Source organism: Glycomyces harbinensis, assembly GCF_900101745.1.
In the GTDB taxonomy this organism is placed as follows: domain Bacteria; phylum Actinomycetota; class Actinomycetes; order Mycobacteriales; family Micromonosporaceae; genus Glycomyces; species Glycomyces harbinensis.
In genome coordinates this window covers 139506-154636 of sequence record NZ_FNAD01000004.1, presented here as the reverse complement: position 1 = coordinate 154636, position 15131 = coordinate 139506, and the positions used below count along the sequence as shown (strand labels likewise).

Here is a 15131-nt window from a genome sequence, read left to right as displayed (position 1 = left end):
GTGTACGTGTGCGCAAGTGTCGGCTCCAGCGTCTGGTGCTCGCCGCGGCCGTGGTCGGGGCGGTGGGCGTGCTTTCCCTGCCCTGGTATGCCGACCGCGGTTCGAACGCGGAGGGCGAATCCGCCATTTCCCAAGTGGACTGGCTCAACGCCGACGAGACCAACCCGTGGCCGCCCGGCACCTCGCCGGGCGAGAGCCCGAGTTACGACGGCGACGGCACCTCGGACACCGGTGACGGTGACGGTGACGGGGACGGCGACGGCGACGGCGGCGAGGGTGACGAGGGCGGCGACGGCCCCTCCGGCGACGGCGCCACCCCGGGCTCGGGCCCGGTCGGCGGCCAGAACAAGTCGGACGGCATCCTCGGCCTGGCCTTCCCGGTCCAGGCGGGCATGAGCGTGGGGCTGCTCGCGCTCGCGTTCCTGGCGCTGCTGCCGGGCCGGAAGATGCCGGCCGGCCTGCGCTGACCGCGCCTTAGGGCGGGGAGCTCACAGCCCGGTGTAGGTGTAGCCGCGGCGCTCGAACTCGTCGAGGATCGACGTCAGGGCCCCGCACATGTCCTTCTGGTTCGAGGCGCCGTCGTGCAGCAGCACGATCCCGCCGGGCTCGGTCCGGTCCGTCACGTGGTCGCGGATCTGGGCCTCGGTGGTCGCGTTGTCCCAGTCGGAGGGGTCGACCGACCAGTGCAGGGACTCCATGCCCATGTCGGCGGCGACCGCGACGGCCCGGTCGGTCCACTGGCCGCCCGGGTGCCGGAAGTACGCCACGGCGGCGCCGGGCGCGGCCTTGGTGATCGCGTCGTTGGTGCGCTGGAGGTTCGCGCGGATCTCGTCGTCGCCCTGCGTGCCGAGGTCGAACTCGTGGAACCACGAGTGGTTGCACAGGGTGTGGCCCTCGCGGACGATGTCGGCGACGAGCTCGGGGTAGGCCTCGGCGTAGGCGCCGATGAGGCAGAACGTGGCCTTGATGCCGCGTTCGCGCAGCTCCCCGAGGACCTTCGGCGTCCATTCGGGCGAGGGTCCGTCGTCGAAGGTGAGGGCCACGGCCTCGGTGCCGGTGTGGTTGCGGGTGCCGAGCGGCCCGTCGTAGGCGTTCGCGGCCGGTTCGGCCGCCGGGGCCGGGGACGGCTCCGCGGCGGACTCGGGGGCCGTGGTGGGCGCCGGTTCGCTCGGGGTCTCGCCGGAGGCGTCCGGCTCCGGCGAGGAGGAGGAGCCGGTGTCCTCGGCCTCGTCGGGGTCCTCGCTCGCGGGCGGGGCGTCCGCGGAGGCAGTAGGCTCGGTCGCGGTCAGGGTCCCCGCCGGCGGCTCACTGCCTTCGGGCCACACCCAGGCGAGCGCGAACAGTACGACGATCGCTGTCGCTATGCCCAGCTTGTGGCGTCCCATCCCGTGATTGTAGGTGTCCCCGGCGAGGGGACGCGGTATTCGAGGAGGCTCATATGCGACTGGTCGTCGGCATGACCGGCGCGACCGGCGCGATCTTCGGCGTGCGGCTGCTCCAGGAGCTGCGGGGGATCGACGGCGTCGAGACGCACCTGGTCATGAGCCGCTGGGCGCGCACGACGCTCCGGCTGGAGACCCCGTACTCGCCGTCCGAAGTGGCCGGTCTGGCCGACCACTCGTGGGGTCCGGGGGAGCAGGCCGCGCCGATCTCCTCGGGGTCGTTCCGCACCGACGGGATGATCATCGCGCCCTGTTCGATGAAGACCGTGGCAGCGGTGCGCACCGGCTACACCGAGGGCCTCATCGGGCGGGCCGCGGACGTGACGCTCAAGGAGCGGCGCCGCCTGGTGCTGCTGGCCCGCGAGAGCCCGCTTTCGGAGATCCACCTGGAGAACCTGCTCGCGCTCTCGCGCATGGGCGCGGTGGTGCTGCCGCCGGTGCCCGCGTTCTACAACCTCCCTGAGACCATCGAGGACATCGTCGACCACGTGGTCGCCCGGACCCTCGACCAGTTCGGCCTCGAGAGCGCGAAAGCGAAGCGCTGGAAGGGCCTGGGACCGGACGGGGCGGGCGCAGAGGAGGAGTAAGCGGTGGACACGCTGATGTGGGAGGCCAAGGCCGCCGAGGGGCGGGGGGCCGCGCTGCTGCGCTGGGTCCTGGACGAGGGCGTGCGGACGATCAACGACCCGTCGCTGCGCACCGAGGTGTTCGTCGCGGGCGACCGGGTGGTCGTCATCGCGGTGGGGGAGCACCCGCCCAGGCGATTGCCGGACCCGCCCGAGGAGCTCGTCGACCGCGCCCCGCACGCCTGGCCGTTCACGCGGGTGAACCTCGCGACCTGATCGAACACGCGGTCGTCGCACCCCGCGGGCATCGTTGAGCACGGGGGGACCTCGGGATGTCCGGTTTGAAGGCTGACGCCGCGAATCGCCGGAAATGATGAACCGCCCGGCGCGATGCGCCGGGCGGTGTCGCGTATGCGGGCCTAGCGGCCGATGCCCTGGTAGGTCCAGCCGTGGCCGCGCCAGCGCTCGGGGTCGAAGGCGTTCATGCCGTCGAGGATGCGCCGCTCGGCGACCTGCTGGCCCAGCGCCTCGGGGTCGAGCGTGCGGAACTCCTCCCACGGGACCATCGCGCACACCACGTCGGCTCCCGCCACGGCCTCGGCGAGGGTCTTCACGAAGCTCAGCTCGGGCGCGTGGGCCTTGGCGTTCTCCAGGCCCTCGGGGTCGTACACGACGACGTCGGCGCGCGCGCTGCGCAGGCGCCGGGCGATGTCGAGCGCGGGCGAGTCGCGGATGTCGTCGGTGTCGGGCTTGAAGGTCGCGCCCAGGTAGGCGATGCGCACGCCCGACAGGTCGGGTCCGTTCGGGCCCGGCGTGCGCCCGACCAGGTTCGCGACCGAGCGCACGGCGTGCGAGCGGCGGCGCGTGTTGACCGCGTCGACCTCGTCGAGGAACCGGAAGGACTCGCCCACGCCCAGCTCGCCGGCGCGGGCCGAGAGCGCCCGGATGTCCTTGGGCAGGCACCCGCCGCCGAAGCCGATGCCGGCGCGCAGGAACTTGTTGCCGATGCGCTGGTCGTAGCCGATGGCCTTGGCCAGGTCGGCGACGTCGCCGCCGGTGACCTCGCACAGGTCGGCCATGGCGTTGATGAAGGAGATCTTGGTGGACAGGAACGCGTTGGCCGCGACCTTCACCAGTTCGGCCGTGGCCAGGTCGGTCTCCACGACGGGGACCTCGCGGTCCTCGACCGCGGCGAGTTCGAGGATGCCGCGGTGGACGTCCTTGAGCAGCTGGGAGGCCCATTCGGACTGCGCGGCGTAGACGATGCGGTTGGGGCGCAGCACGTCGTGCATCGCGTTGGACTCCTGGAGGAACTCCGGGCTCCAGCCGACCTCGACGCCCAGGCCCTGCGGGGCGTGGCGGTCGACGAGCTCCTGGACCCAGGAGGCGGTGCCGACGGGCACCGTGGACTTGCCGACGATGAGGACCTTGCGGCTCAGGTGCTTGGAGAGGTCGACGACCGAGGCCTCGATGTAGGAGAGGTCGGCGCCCGGCTCGCCCTTGCGCTGGGGGGTGCCCACGCAGATGAAGTGCACGTCGGCGAAGTCGGCGACGGACTGGACGTCGGTGGTGAAGCGCAGGCGCCCCGATTCGAGGTTCTTCTTCAGCAGCTCGGGCAGGCCGGGCTCGTGGAAGGGCACGGTCCCGGAGGCGAAGGAGTCGATCTTGGCGGTGTCGACGTCGTATCCGATCACCTCGTACCCCAACTCGGCGAAGCAGATCGCGTAGGTCGCTCCGAGGTAGCCGCAGCCCAGGAAGGAGATGCGGGGCCGTGTCGTGGTGTTCTGCGAGGGGTTCTGGATCGCGTTGACCATCTGGTGCGTGCCCTGTCTGTGTCGTCCGGCAGTGCCTGGCTGGCGCACCGGTTCGGCAGTGCGCGCTCGTTCGTGCGGTATCGGCGGAGCTCAAGTCTGGCGTGTCCGCGGGCCGATAGCGCGGGGACCTCGAATTGTACGTGAGCACGCACTATGGCCTGCGCCATCGTATATTCAACTTCACGCATGAACGTCCGGTGACGTTGCAGGGAAGGCGTGGAGAATTCGCGGTGTTGACCGTCACCGGTCCGCTCGGGCGTGCGTTACACTCGCCCTACCTTACTGACGAGTAACAACTGCCGGGAGTCATCGATGCCTGCTGGGTTCGCCCCCTATCAGCTGCCAGACGAGTACGCCGACATCCGCGCCGCGACCCGGGACGTGTGCGACGCGGGCGTCGCACCGCACGCCGCCGAGGCCGACGCGACCGCGACGTTCCCCGAGCAGTCCTACGCGGCGCTCAAGTCCGCCGACCTCCACGCCCCGCACGTCCCCGCGGAGTACGGCGGGGCCGGCATCGACGCGCTCGGCACCGCGATCGTCATCGAGGAGGTCGCGCGCGCGTGCGCCTCGTCCTCGCTCATCCCCGCGGTCAACAAGCTCGGCTCGCTGCCGCTGCTGCTCGACGGCTCCGAGGACCTCAAGCGCCGCTACCTGCCGCCGGTGGCCGCGGGCGAGGCGATGTTCTCCTACTGCCTCTCCGAGCCCGAGGCGGGCTCCGACGCCGCCTCCATGACCACCCGGGCCGTGAAAGACGGCGACGGCTGGGTCCTCGACGGCGTCAAGCGCTGGATCACCAACGCGGGCGTCAGCGACTACTACACGGTCTTCGCCGTGACCGAGCCCGGCGCCGGCGCCAAGGGCATCTCCGCGTTCGTGGTCGAGAAGTCCGACGCGGGCGTCTCCTTCGGCAAGCCCGAGAAGAAGCTCGGCGTCAAGGGCTCCCCGACCGCCGAGGTCTACTTCGACGGGGTGCGCCTGGGCGCCGACCGCCTCATCGGCGAACTCGGGCAGGGCTTCTCCCTCGCGATGCGCACGCTCGACCACACGCGCGTGACCATCGCCGCGCAGGCCCTCGGGATCGCCCAGGGCGCGCTCGACGCCGCCACCGGCTACGCGGCCGAGCGCGAGCAGTTCGGGCGCCCGATCGCGGCGTTCCAGGGCGTGCAGTTCCTCCTCGCCGACGCGGCGATGAAGATCAGCGCCGCCCGCGAGCTGACCTACGCCGCCGCGGCGAAGTCCGAGCGCGGCGACGGCGACCTCACCTACTTCGGCGCGGCCGCCAAGTGCTTCGCCTCGGACGCGGCCATGCAGATCACCACCGACATGGTCCAGGTCCTCGGCGGCTACGGCTACACGCAGGACTTCCCCCTCGAGCGCATGATGCGCGACGCCAAGATCACCCAGATCTACGAGGGCACCAACCAGATCCAGCGGATCGTCATCGCTAGGGAGCTCCAGCGCGGCAAGGCGTTCTGAGGCTTTCGAGCGGGCCCGGACCGAACGGTCCGGGCCGCTATTTCGTCGGGGCCGGCGCCGGCTCGCCCTCCGGGCGCTCGTCGGGCGCCGCGACGCCCGGGTCCTGCTCGGCCCGCGCCTCGGCCGCCTTCGCGCGGACCGGGCCCACCAGCGCCACCGCCCAGCCGGCGGCGAGCGCGAGGTACAGGAGCACCACCACGGGCCAGGGCACGCTGAAGTTCCCCAGCAGCGTGCGCAGGTTCAGGGCGACCACGAGCATCCCGATGGTCGAGCCGAGCTTCGCGGTCGGGATCCGGCGCGTCAGCCACGCCGCGAGCGGGGCCGCCGCCATGCCGCCGAGCGCCATGCCGACCACCAGGGGCCACACCACCGTGAGCGTGTGCGGCACCGCGAGCCAGAACCCGAGCACGGCCGCCGCCGAGGCGAACAGCTGCGCCGTCGAGACCGACCCGACGACCCGGTGCGGCTCCAGCCGCGACGTCGAGAGCGTGATCGGCATCGTCACCGGACCCCAGCCGCCCCCGCCGACGGCCGCGAGGAATCCGCCGACCAGGCCCGTCGGCACCGCGAAACCGGTCCGGATCGGGCCCGTCCCGGTCCCCTTGCCGTAGGCGAAGCGCCACACGATGACCGCGCCCAGGGCGATGAGGACCGCGCTGGTGACCGGCGTGGCCGCGTCGAGCCGGGTGAGGGAGGCGAGCGCCCACGCGCCCGCGAAGCCGCCGACCGCGCCGGGGACGCCGAGCCGCAGCGTGGTGGGCCAGTGGACGTTCCGCAGCCGGTGGTGGGAGGCGGCGCTGACCGCGCTGGTGGCGATCGTCGCGACGTTGACCGATGCCGAGGCGGCGGCCGGGGCGATGCCCAGGCCCAAGAGGAAGGTCATGGTGATGGTGCCGAAGCCCATGCCGAGGCTGCCGTCGACGAGCTGGGCGACGAAGCCCGCCACGACGGCGGAGATGACGGTGGTCGCGATCAGCACGCGCGGCTCCCTCGGATTCTGGTCGGCCTCAGAATAGTCCACTTGACCGCTGGGAATCGTCGACGCGAGTCCCGTCCAGCGGGACGCCCGGGCCGCCCGCGAGCCCGTAGAGGTGCCCGCCACCCGGGCAGGGGCCGGATGCGCTCCCCGAGACCGGGGTCATAGCGTGGACGAACAGTCCTGGTGACAGGCAGTCCTGATGCAGAGGAGCATTCGATGGGTAAGAAGGTCACGGTAGTCGGCGCCGGTTTCTACGGCTCCACCACCGCCCAGCGCCTGGCCGAGTACGACGTCTTCGACGAGGTCGTCCTCACCGACATCGTGGAGGGCAAGCCTGAGGGCATCGCCCTCGACATGAACCAGTCCCGCACCATCGAGGGCTTCGAGACGAAGGTCGTCGGCGCGACCACCGACAACGACGGCAACGGCTACGACAAGACCGCCGGGTCCGACGTCATCGTCATCACCGCCGGCCTGCCCCGCAAGCCCGGCATGAGCCGCATGGACCTCCTCGAGGTCAACGCCGGGATCGTCCGCGGCGTGACCGAGAACCTCGCCAAGCACTCCCCGAACGCCGTCATCATCGTCGTCTCCAACCCCCTCGACGAGATGACCGCCCTCGCGCAGCTCGCCTCCGGGTTCCCCAAGAACCGGGTCCTCGGCCAGGCCGGGATGCTCGACACCGCCCGCTTCACGAACTTCGTCGCCGAAGAGCTCCACGTCCCCGTCAAGTCCGTGACCACCCTGACCCTCGGCTCCCACGGCGACACCATGGTCCCGGTCCCGAGCCAGTCCTCGGTCGACGGCAAGCCGCTCGCCGAGCTGCTCCCCGCCGACAAGATCGAGGAGCTCGTCACCAAGACCCGCAACGGCGGCGCCGAGATCGTCGCGCTGCTCAAGACCGGCTCGGCCTACTACGCCCCCTCGGCCGCCGCCGCCCGCATGGCCAAGGCCGTCGCCGAGGACTCCGGCGCTGTCATGCCCGTGTGCGCGTGGGTCGACGGCGAGTACGGCATCTCCGGCGTCTACCTGGGCGTCAACGCGCAGATCGGCGCCGAGGGCGTCAAGGCCGTCGTCGAGACCCCCCTCAGCGACGACGAACTGGCGAACCTCAAGGAGGCCGCCGAAGCCGTCCGCGCCAAGCAGGGCGACGTCGCCGACCTGTAGACAGAGCGCGAAACCGGCCCGGGGCGTCCGATCGCGGACGCCCCGGGCCGCTCCGCGTGAACCGAAGGCCCGGTCATGCGGTATCGGATTCGACCGGCCCGCTCCAGTCGCTAGGCTTACGCCCGTGATCGCCGCAGACCAGCGCCGCACCGGGGCCCCCGCGCAGGCCTGGCGGCCCTTCGTCCTCAAGCGACCGAAGTCGTGGTGGCCCGAGACCGCCATGGTCGCGGCGTTCGCACTGCTGACGATCCCGCTGTCGTGGCCCAGCCCCCTGATCGACCTCGACATCTGGATCCGCGACCTCTCCGACGCCAACCGGCCCGCATGGGCCTACTTCATCGCCGTGCAGACCAACCGGCTCGGCCAGGGGGGCCTGCTCGGCGGGATCGCGCTCGCGCTCGCCGCGTTCCTCGCCCTGCGCGCCCGCAGCGTCCGCCCGCTGCTGGCGTTCCTCGCGGCCTACGGGATGGCCGGCGCCGTGCTCGTGCTCAAGGACGTCCTCCCGCGCGTGTACCCGCACTGGCCCCGGCCCGCTTCCGGGGCCTATGCCGAAGCGGCCCAAGCGGTCCTGTTCACGTCGCTGGAGCCGTCCGGCGCCTACCCGTCGGGCCACGTGCTCAACACGATCGTCTGGTACGGGTTCATCATCTTCCTCGTCGGCGCCCGCATGCGGCCCTGGCAGCGGGGACTGATGCGGTTCGCCCCGCCGGTGATCGTCATGTTCTCCACGACCTACGTCGCCTTCCACTGGTTCAGCGACACCCCCGGAGGCCTCCTGATCGGCGTGGTCATCCTCCGCATCGTCCAGCGCATCCCGTGGGACGCAATAGAGCTGCCGCTGCTGCTGGAGCCCGAGAGGCGTTATCGCTAGCGGGGTTCCGTAACGTCCACGCGGTATCTTCAAGCCATGCCCACTCCTGCGCGGGACCGGCCGGCCCTCCCCCGGCGACTCGGCCTGCCGTCCGCGATCGCGATCGGCCTCGCCTCCATGCTCGGAGCGGGCGTCTTCGTCGTCTGGGGCCCGGCCGCGCAGGCCGCCGGCTCCGGCCCCGGCCTCCTCGCCGCCCTCGCGATCGCCGGGTTCCTCGCCTACTGCAACGCCCGCTCCTCGGCCCGCCTCGCCGCCCTCCACCCGCAGTCCGGCGGCGCCTACATCTGGGGGACGCGGCAGCTCCACCCGGCCGCGGGGTTCGCCGCCGGATGGGCCTTCCTCGTCGGCAAGACCGCCTCCGGCGCCGCGATGGCCCTGACCCTCGGCGCCTACCTCATGCCCGACCACCCGCGGGCGCTCGCCGCCGCCGCGGTCGTGGCCTTCTGCGCCATCAACCTCCTGGGCGTCAAGAAGACCGCGCTCGCCTCCGCGGTGTTCTCGGGGATCACCCTCGCGGTGATCGGCGCCGTCGTCATCGCCGGCATGACCGGACCCGTCGCCGCCAGGCCCCTGGGCGACACCCACTTCTGGGGGACGCTGACGGCGGCCGGGTTCATCTTCTTCGCCTTCGCCGGGTACGCCCGCGTCGCCACCCTCGGCGAGGAGGTCGAGAACCCCGAGCGGACCATCCCGAGGGCGGTCGCCGTCAGCCTCGCCGTCACCGTCGGCGTGTACGCCCTCGTCGCGGTGACCCTCCTCAGCGTGCTCGGCGCCGGGACGCTCGCGGAGTCGACCGCGCCCCTGTCCGACCTCGCCGGGGCCGGGGCGCCCGCGATCAAGCCGCTCGTGGTGATCGGCGCCGGGATCGCCGTGGCCGGGGTCCTGTTGAGCCTCCTGGCCGGGATCGGGCGCACGGCGCTGGCGATGGCCCGCGACGGCCGCCTCCCGGGCCTCCTGGCGGCCGTCTCCGAGCGCTTCGGGGTGCCGTGGGCCGCCGAGCTCGCCGCGAGCGCGATCGTCCTCGTGCTGATATCCACCATGGATCTCGCCGGTGCGATCGGGTTCTCGAGCTTCCTGGTGCTGCTCTACTACGCGGTCGCGAACGCCTCGGCCGCGACGCTGGACCGGCGCGCGCCGCTGCCGTGGATCGGGCTCGCCGGCTGCGTGCTCGTGGCCGCGAGCCTGCCCGTGTCCTCAGTGCTCGGGGGCCTGGCGGTGCTCGCCGCCGGCGCCGGCTGGTACGCGCTCACCGAGCGCCGCCGGGCCTGACTCCCGGTGCGCCGCTTACCGGGCCGCGCGGCGCTCGTCGCGGGCCGCCCTGAGCCGGCGGACCACCGCCGGCTGCTCCGAAGCGGCCGCCGGGTGCTCGATGAGCCGCGCCAGCTGCTGGTAGTACCGCTCCGGCGTGAGCTCCAGCTCGTCGCTGATCGCCTGCGTCTTCGCGCCCGAGGCGCGCCACCAGCGCGCCTCGAACGACAGGATGCGCGACTCCATCGCGCTGAGCTTCGACTCCGGCTCGCGCCGGTGCGACTGGCCTTGGCGCGCTTGCTTGGGCGCCTCCCGGGACGGACGGGGGGCCTCGTTCTGGGGGCCGCGTGCGGGGCGCGGCACGGGCGAGGGCTCGTCCTCCTGGCGCGCACGCGGAACTGACTGGGCGGGGCGGTGGCCGGGAGGCATGGGTACTCCTATTCGATCCAGTCGATGAGGTCCGCCACCGAGTCCTTGACGTGGTTCGGCCGGAACGGGTAGCGCTCGACTTCCTCCAGTGTGTCAGTGACCCCCGACAGAACCAAGACCGTCTCGAGCCCGGCCTCGAGGCCCGACAGCACGTCGGTGTCCATGCGGTCGCCGATCATCACCGTCGACTCGGAGTGGGCTCCGATGCGCCGCAAGGCGTTGCGCATCATCAGCGGGTTCGGCTTGCCGGGGAAGTACGCGTCGGAGCCGGTGGCCGCCGTGATCATCGCCGCAACCGCGCCGACGCCCAGCAGCACGCCGTCCGGGCTCGGACCGGTCGTGTCGGGGTTCGTGCAGATCAGCCGCGCCCCGGCCTTGACGAGGCGCACCGCCGTGGTCAGCGAACCGAAGTCGTACCGGCGCGTCTCGCCCAGCACCACGTAGTCGGGCCGGTAGTCGGTGAGCACGTAGCCGATCTCGTGCAGCGCCGTCGTCAGGCCCGACTCCCCGATGACGTACGCCGAGCCCTTGGGCCGCTGGGCGTGCAGGAAGTCCGCGGTGGCCATCGCCGAGGTGTAGATCGACTCCTCCGGCACCGCCAGACCCGAGTTCTTCAGTCGCACATGCAGGTCGCGCGGGGTGTAGATCGAGTTGTTGGTCAGGACGAGGAACCGCTTCCCCGCCGACTGCAGCTTCTCGATGAGCTTGTTCGCGCCCGGAACGGGCACCCCCTCGTGGACGAGCACGCCGTCCATGTCCGAGAGCCAGCTGTCGAAGGGTCCAGGTGTAGTCATGTTCAACATCTTGCCATCGCTTTGGGAAATCAACGAGGACCGCACGTAAAGTGGTGGCCGTGGAGACGGCATTGACAGCCGTGCTCGTCATCGCCGCAGGCGCCATGGCGGGTGCGCTCGGCTACTGGACGATTCGAACCGCGAGGAACAAATGAGCGAGCGCGAAGTACCGACGGAGTTCGCCTCGACCTTCGAGAAGGTCGAGCCCTACCCGTTCGAGGAGACCGACGACCTGCGCCGGGGGCCCAACCTCCATGACGACCTGCTGCCGCTGCTGCCGCTGGTCGGGAGCTGGCGCGGGCGAGGGCAGGGCGGCTACCCCGGCGCCGAGGACTTCCTCTACGCCCAGGAGCTGCGCTTCACCCACGACGGGCGGCCGTTCCTGCGCTACGAGGCGCGGTCCTGGATCATCGACGCGGACGGCAAGCCCGTCCGGCCCGCCGCCCGGGAGTCCGGGTGGTGGCGCGTCGTGCCCGGCGACGACCCCAAGCGGCCCGACGTCGAAGTCCTCCTCGCCCACCCCACCGGGGTGCTCGACCTCTACTACGGGCACGTCGACGGCACCAGGATCGAGATCGCGACCGACGCCGTCGTGCGCAGCCCGCAGGCCAAAGAGGTCACCGCGGGCAAGCGCCTCTACGGACTCGTCGAAGGCGCCCTCATGTACGCGCAGGAGATGGCCGCCGAAGGCCACCCGATGAGCCCCCACCTCAGCGCCAGCCTCAACCGCGTCGCGGGCTAGTCGCAGGACAGGCCCTAGAAGTCGCCGGGCCAGAGGTCGTCTTCGGGCTCCTTCTCGGCCCCGGCCGCGAACGTCGTCGCCGTCACCGGGCCCTCGCCCGCCTTCAGGACCTTGTCCAGCAGGGTGATCGCGCCCCGCTTGCTCAGCGGCTCGTTGCCGTTGCCGCACTTGGGGCTCTGGATGCAGCCGGGGCAGCCCGCGGTGCACTCGCAGCCGGTGATCGCGTTCCTCGTGGCGCCCAGCCAGTCCGTCCACTCGCGGAACGCCTGCTCGGCGAAGCCCGCCCCGCCGGGGTGCCCGTCGTAGACGAACACCGTCGGCAGCTCCGTGTCCATGTGCGCGGCCGTCGACAGGCCCCCGATGTCCCACCGGTCGCACGTCGCCACCAGCGGCAGCAGGCCGATCGACGCGTGCTCGGCCGCGTGCAGCGAACCGGCCAGGTCCTTGAGCCCGCCGAGGGACTCCGGGTCCACCGTCCACCACACCGCGACGGTCCGCAGCGTCTGCGGCGGCAGGTCCAGCGACTGCGTGTCGATCACCTCGCCCGACGGCAACCGCCTGCGCTGGTAGGAGATCACGCACGACGTGACCTCCACCTCCCCGAGGCTCAGCGTCACGTCGCCCATCTCCAGGCGCTCGCGCTCGCCGAGGATCTCCAGGTGCGTGATCTCCTGCGTGGTGGTCGTCCACGGCGGCTTCGCCCGGTGCACCAGCGCCAGGCCCTCGTCCAGGTCCAGGTCGTCCACCACGTACGACTCGCCCTGGTGCAGGTACAGCGCGCCCCGGTGCACCAGCCGGTGCGACGCGGCCGCGTCGACCGTGCCGATGAGCCTGCCCGTGTTCACCTCCGCGATGTCCACGCCCATCGGGCCCGAACCGCGCAGCGTCACCTCCGGGCGCTCCGAACCGACCCAGTAGTACCGCCCGCCGGGGCGCCGTCGCAGCAGCTTCTGCTCGCACAGCTGCTCGGCCACCGCGAGGCTGCCGGGGATCGACGCCAGGTCGGACTCCTTCAGCGGCAGCTCCTCCGCGGCCAGGCACAGGTGCCCGGCCAGCACGTACGGGTTCGACGGGTCGCACACGCTCGCCTCCACCGGGCGGTCGAAGATCGCCTCCGGGTGGTGCACCAGGAACGTGTCGAGCGGATCGTCCTTCGCGAGCATCACGGCGAGGGCCTCGGTGTCCCCGCGCCCGGCCCGCCCGATCTGCTGCCAGAACGAGGCCAGGCGGCCCGGATACCCGCACAGCAGCACCGCGTCGAGCCCCGTGACGTCGATGCCCAGCTCCAGCGCGTTCGTCGTCGCCACCCCGAGGAGCCTGCCCTCGCGCAGGTCGGCCTCGAGGTCGCGCCGGTGCTCGCGCAGGTAGCCCGCCCGGTAGGCCGCGATTCGGCCGGCCGCCGGATCGGCCCCCAGCCGGGAGCGCGCCTCGGCCGCCACGATCTCCGCGCCCCGGCGCGAGGGCACGAACGCGAGCGTCCGCACGCCGCGGCGCACCAGCTGCGCCAGCATCCGCGCGGTCTCCGACAGGGTGCTCGCCTGCTGCGGCTCGCCGTCGATCACGTGCGTCACCGGCTCCCACAGGGCGACCGTCGCCCCCGGGTGCGGCGAGTGGTCCTCGGTGACCGCCACGGCGGGCCGCCCCGTGAGGACCGACAGGGACGCCGCGGGGTCGGCGGCCGTCGCGCTGGCGGCGATTACGACGGGGTTCGCGCCGTAGTGCTCGGCGAGGCGCAGGAGCCGGCGCAGGGTCAGGGCGACATGGGCGCCGAAGACGCCCCGGTAGACGTGGCATTCGTCGACCACGACGTACTTGAGGTTCTTGAGGAGCGAGCGCCACATGCGGTGGCGGGGGAGCAGCGAGTGGTGCAGCAGGTCGGGGTTGGACAGGACGAGGTTCGCGAAGCGCTGGGCCCACTGGCGGTGCTCGAACGGGGTGTCGCCGTCGACGATCGCCGGGATCAGGCCCGGGACCTCGAATTCGGCCACCGCGCGGGCCTGGTCGGCCGCGAGGGCTTTCGTCGGGGCGAGGTAGAGCGTGCGCCCCTCGCCCGAGCCGTCGGCCGGGCCGGAGGCGGCCTCGGTGAGCAGCGGCAGCAGGTACGCGAGGCTCTTGCCCGAGGCGGTGCCGGTCGCGATCACGACGTCGCGGCCCTCGAACGCGTGCGTCGCGGCCTCGGCCTGGTGGGGCCACGGCCGCGTGATACCGATGGCGCCCAAGGCGTCGCGGACCTCCGGCGGGACCCATTCGGGCCATTCGGTGCGCACCGCCCGGCGCGCCGGCAGGCGGCGCACATGGCGCACGCCGCCGTCCTCGGAGTCGAGGGCAGTCAACAGCTGCGCGGCGGGATGGTCGGTCGGCACTTCCCAATGATGCCGCAGGCCTCCGACATCGGGCCGCACCGCTGCGCCCCCTCCGGCTGCGTCGAACGCAATTCGGTCATACGCTCCCGGCTCCCCTCCAGTGCGAACGCAGTACGCTTATGGGCCAAGACACAGTGTTTTCGAGGCACTGAGCAGACAGGCCCGGGCCCCGGCCCGAGCCTCGCCATCGGTGAGGGAGACGGCGTGAGGGGAACATCAGGGGACGGCGCGGCCGAGCCCGAACTGGGGCTCGGCCTCTCGACTGTCGGCGACTACGCCGTCATCAGCGTCACCGGCGAGATCGACATGTACACGGCCCCGCAGCTGCGCGAGGCCGTCCGCCAGCTGTCCTCGGAAGGCCGCATGCGGGTCGCCATCGACCTGACGCCCACCGAGTTCTGCGACTCGACCGGCCTCGGCGTGCTCATCGGGGCGCGCCGGCGCCTCTCCGACGCGGGCGGGAGCCTGGTCGTCGTCTGCGCCAACCCACGCATCAGGAAGCTCCTGGACCTCACCGGACTCGACAAGGTGCTCGATGTCCGGGAAGCGGTGCCCGGCGAGTGAACGGCTCCAAGCACGACCGCGCCGGAGCACGGGCCGAGGCCGCCACGGTCCGGTTCGCGTTCACCCCGGCCGCCGCCTACGTCCGCGCCGCCCGCCTCGTGGCGGCCGACGTCGCGGCGCACGCCGGCGTGGCCTCGGGGCTGCTCGACGAGGTGCGCCAGGCCGTCGGCGAGGCGTGCACGCGCGCGGTCCTGCGGCACCGCGACCGGGGCATCGATGAACTTGTGCGCGTAGAATTTTCGATCGGTGATCGTTTCGTTGCGAAAGTGACCGACAACGCGCAGGATCTGCGCGCGCGGTCCGGCGACCGGGTCGGCGCGGGCGTGGCCGGCGGCGATGCGCGAGCGAACGATCACGAAGCGATCGAAGAGGACACCCTCTCGGAGGAGATCACGCTCATCGTCCTCGGCGGACTGGTCGAAGACCTGGTCGTGACCGGTCCCGACGCGGAAGGCGGCACCACCGTCAGCATGAGCTGGCCCCTGCCCGGATCGGGCTCGGCGGCCGACCACTGAGGCCTTCCCCACCCGGCGGTGCACCCGTGACCGACCCCACTCCTAAAGCCCTCACATCGTTACACTCCGCACGTTCAGTCTGCCGGGCCACAGGTCCGGCCCGGCCGCTCCGTCCTACCCGGTACCGCGGCCGTCGGTCTTTGTGTCAGCCGGACGCG

Annotated in this window: 16 protein-coding genes; 10 read left to right on the top strand and 6 right to left on the bottom strand. The window is 72.1% G+C overall.

The features are described 5' to 3' along the window. Positions 1-8 precede the first annotated feature (8 nt). Positions 9-467 (top strand): hypothetical protein, encoded by a 459-nt coding sequence (locus BLQ63_RS27720; RefSeq protein ID WP_143014819.1) that lies wholly within the window; start codon positions 9-11, stop codon positions 465-467. Between the two features lie 21 nt (positions 468-488). Here the strand turns inward: BLQ63_RS27720 and BLQ63_RS08910 are convergent, their stop codons facing one another. Continuing rightward, positions 489-1385: a polysaccharide deacetylase family protein gene (locus tag BLQ63_RS08910; RefSeq protein WP_091032010.1), complete on the bottom strand. Its 897-nt coding sequence runs from the start codon at positions 1383-1385 to the stop codon at positions 489-491. Between the two features lie 53 nt (positions 1386-1438). Between BLQ63_RS08910 and BLQ63_RS08905 the strand changes: the two genes are divergently transcribed. Together BLQ63_RS08905 and BLQ63_RS08900 are read left to right on the top strand one after the other, a co-directional pair. Further along, on the top strand, positions 1439-2029 hold the full coding sequence (locus BLQ63_RS08905; RefSeq protein ID WP_091032006.1) for a UbiX family flavin prenyltransferase: 591 nt from the start codon (positions 1439-1441) through the stop codon (positions 2027-2029). A gap of 3 nt (positions 2030-2032) precedes the next feature. Beyond that, positions 2033-2284: a hypothetical protein gene (locus BLQ63_RS08900; protein WP_218125165.1), complete on the top strand. Its 252-nt coding sequence runs from the start codon at positions 2033-2035 to the stop codon at positions 2282-2284. A gap of 143 nt (positions 2285-2427) precedes the next feature. On the opposite strand, the gene BLQ63_RS08895 is transcribed toward BLQ63_RS08900, so the two are convergent. Further along, positions 2428-3822, bottom strand: a complete 1395-nt coding sequence (locus BLQ63_RS08895; protein WP_091032000.1) for a UDP-glucose dehydrogenase family protein — start codon at positions 3820-3822, stop codon at positions 2428-2430. A gap of 312 nt (positions 3823-4134) precedes the next feature. On the opposite strand from BLQ63_RS08895, the gene BLQ63_RS08890 reads away from it, so the two are divergent. Next, positions 4135-5301 carry an acyl-CoA dehydrogenase family protein gene (locus BLQ63_RS08890; RefSeq protein WP_091031996.1) on the top strand — a complete coding sequence of 389 codons (1167 nt, stop codon included), beginning with the start codon at positions 4135-4137 and terminating at the stop codon, positions 5299-5301. A 37-nt stretch (positions 5302-5338) separates the two neighbouring features. On the opposite strand, the gene BLQ63_RS08885 is transcribed toward BLQ63_RS08890, so the two are convergent. Then, positions 5339-6280 (bottom strand): sulfite exporter TauE/SafE family protein, encoded by a 942-nt coding sequence (locus BLQ63_RS08885; protein ID WP_143014818.1) that lies wholly within the window; start codon positions 6278-6280, stop codon positions 5339-5341. 216 nt (positions 6281-6496) lie between these two features. Between BLQ63_RS08885 and mdh the strand changes: the two genes are divergently transcribed. The 3 genes from mdh to BLQ63_RS08870 all read left to right on the top strand — a co-directional run bounded on the left by mdh (position 6497) and on the right by BLQ63_RS08870 (position 9587). Next, positions 6497-7447 carry a malate dehydrogenase gene (gene mdh / locus BLQ63_RS08880; protein WP_091031987.1) on the top strand — a complete coding sequence of 317 codons (951 nt, stop codon included), beginning with the start codon at positions 6497-6499 and terminating at the stop codon, positions 7445-7447. A gap of 124 nt (positions 7448-7571) precedes the next feature. Next, the gene (locus BLQ63_RS08875; RefSeq protein WP_091031984.1) at positions 7572-8318 is read left to right on the top strand and encodes a phosphatase PAP2 family protein; all 747 of its coding nucleotides are present in this window, start codon (positions 7572-7574) and stop codon (positions 8316-8318) included. Positions 8319-8354: 36 nt separating this feature from the next. Then, positions 8355-9587, top strand: coding sequence for an APC family permease (locus BLQ63_RS08870; RefSeq protein WP_091031980.1), 1233 nt, complete (start codon positions 8355-8357; stop codon positions 9585-9587). A gap of 15 nt (positions 9588-9602) precedes the next feature. Here BLQ63_RS08870 and BLQ63_RS28795 read toward each other — a convergent pair whose 3' ends face one another. Further along, on the bottom strand, positions 9603-9995 hold the full coding sequence (locus tag BLQ63_RS28795; RefSeq protein WP_218125164.1) for a DUF3263 domain-containing protein: 393 nt from the start codon (positions 9993-9995) through the stop codon (positions 9603-9605). A gap of 8 nt (positions 9996-10003) precedes the next feature. Further along, positions 10004-10789 (bottom strand): HAD-IIA family hydrolase, encoded by a 786-nt coding sequence (locus BLQ63_RS08860; RefSeq protein ID WP_091032748.1) that lies wholly within the window; start codon positions 10787-10789, stop codon positions 10004-10006. A 151-nt stretch (positions 10790-10940) separates the two neighbouring features. Here BLQ63_RS08860 and BLQ63_RS08855 point away from each other — a divergent pair, with 151 nt between their 5' ends. After that, positions 10941-11531: a heme-binding beta-barrel domain-containing protein gene (locus BLQ63_RS08855; RefSeq protein ID WP_091031973.1), complete on the top strand. Its 591-nt coding sequence runs from the start codon at positions 10941-10943 to the stop codon at positions 11529-11531. 14 nt (positions 11532-11545) lie between these two features. Here the strand turns inward: BLQ63_RS08855 and BLQ63_RS08850 are convergent, their stop codons facing one another. Beyond that, positions 11546-13894, bottom strand: coding sequence for a DEAD/DEAH box helicase (locus BLQ63_RS08850; protein WP_218125163.1), 2349 nt, complete (start codon positions 13892-13894; stop codon positions 11546-11548). A 204-nt stretch (positions 13895-14098) separates the two neighbouring features. On the opposite strand from BLQ63_RS08850, the gene BLQ63_RS29185 reads away from it, so the two are divergent. Further along, on the top strand, positions 14099-14458 hold the full coding sequence (locus BLQ63_RS29185) for an STAS domain-containing protein (protein WP_245680911.1): 360 nt from the start codon (positions 14099-14101) through the stop codon (positions 14456-14458). After that, a complete protein-coding gene (locus BLQ63_RS08840) occupies positions 14455-14973 on the top strand; it encodes an ATP-binding protein (RefSeq protein ID WP_177154851.1) in 519 nt (172 codons plus the stop codon). Before BLQ63_RS29185 ends, BLQ63_RS08840 begins: the two co-directional genes overlap by 4 nt. Positions 14974-15131: the final 158 nt, after the last annotated feature.

Excerpts from the sequence above, each read along its gene's own strand:
- BLQ63_RS08895 (WP_091032000.1), bottom strand. The coding sequence starts at position 3,822 with ATGGTCAACGCGATCCAGAACCCCTCGCAGAACACCACGACACGGCCC.
- BLQ63_RS08910 (WP_091032010.1), bottom strand. The coding sequence starts at position 1,385 with ATGGGACGCCACAAGCTGGGCATAGCGACAGCGATCGTCGTACTGTTC.
- BLQ63_RS08860 (WP_091032748.1), bottom strand. The coding sequence starts at position 10,789 with ATGACTACACCTGGACCCTTCGACAGCTGGCTCTCGGACATGGACGGC.
- BLQ63_RS08870 (WP_091031980.1), top strand. The coding sequence starts at position 8,355 with ATGCCCACTCCTGCGCGGGACCGGCCGGCCCTCCCCCGGCGACTCGGC.
- BLQ63_RS28795 (WP_218125164.1), bottom strand. The coding sequence starts at position 9,995 with ATGCCTCCCGGCCACCGCCCCGCCCAGTCAGTTCCGCGTGCGCGCCAG.
- BLQ63_RS08855 (WP_091031973.1), top strand. The coding sequence starts at position 10,941 with ATGAGCGAGCGCGAAGTACCGACGGAGTTCGCCTCGACCTTCGAGAAG.
- mdh (WP_091031987.1), top strand. The coding sequence starts at position 6,497 with ATGGGTAAGAAGGTCACGGTAGTCGGCGCCGGTTTCTACGGCTCCACC.
- BLQ63_RS08905 (WP_091032006.1), top strand. The coding sequence starts at position 1,439 with ATGCGACTGGTCGTCGGCATGACCGGCGCGACCGGCGCGATCTTCGGC.
- BLQ63_RS08890 (WP_091031996.1), top strand. The coding sequence starts at position 4,135 with ATGCCTGCTGGGTTCGCCCCCTATCAGCTGCCAGACGAGTACGCCGAC.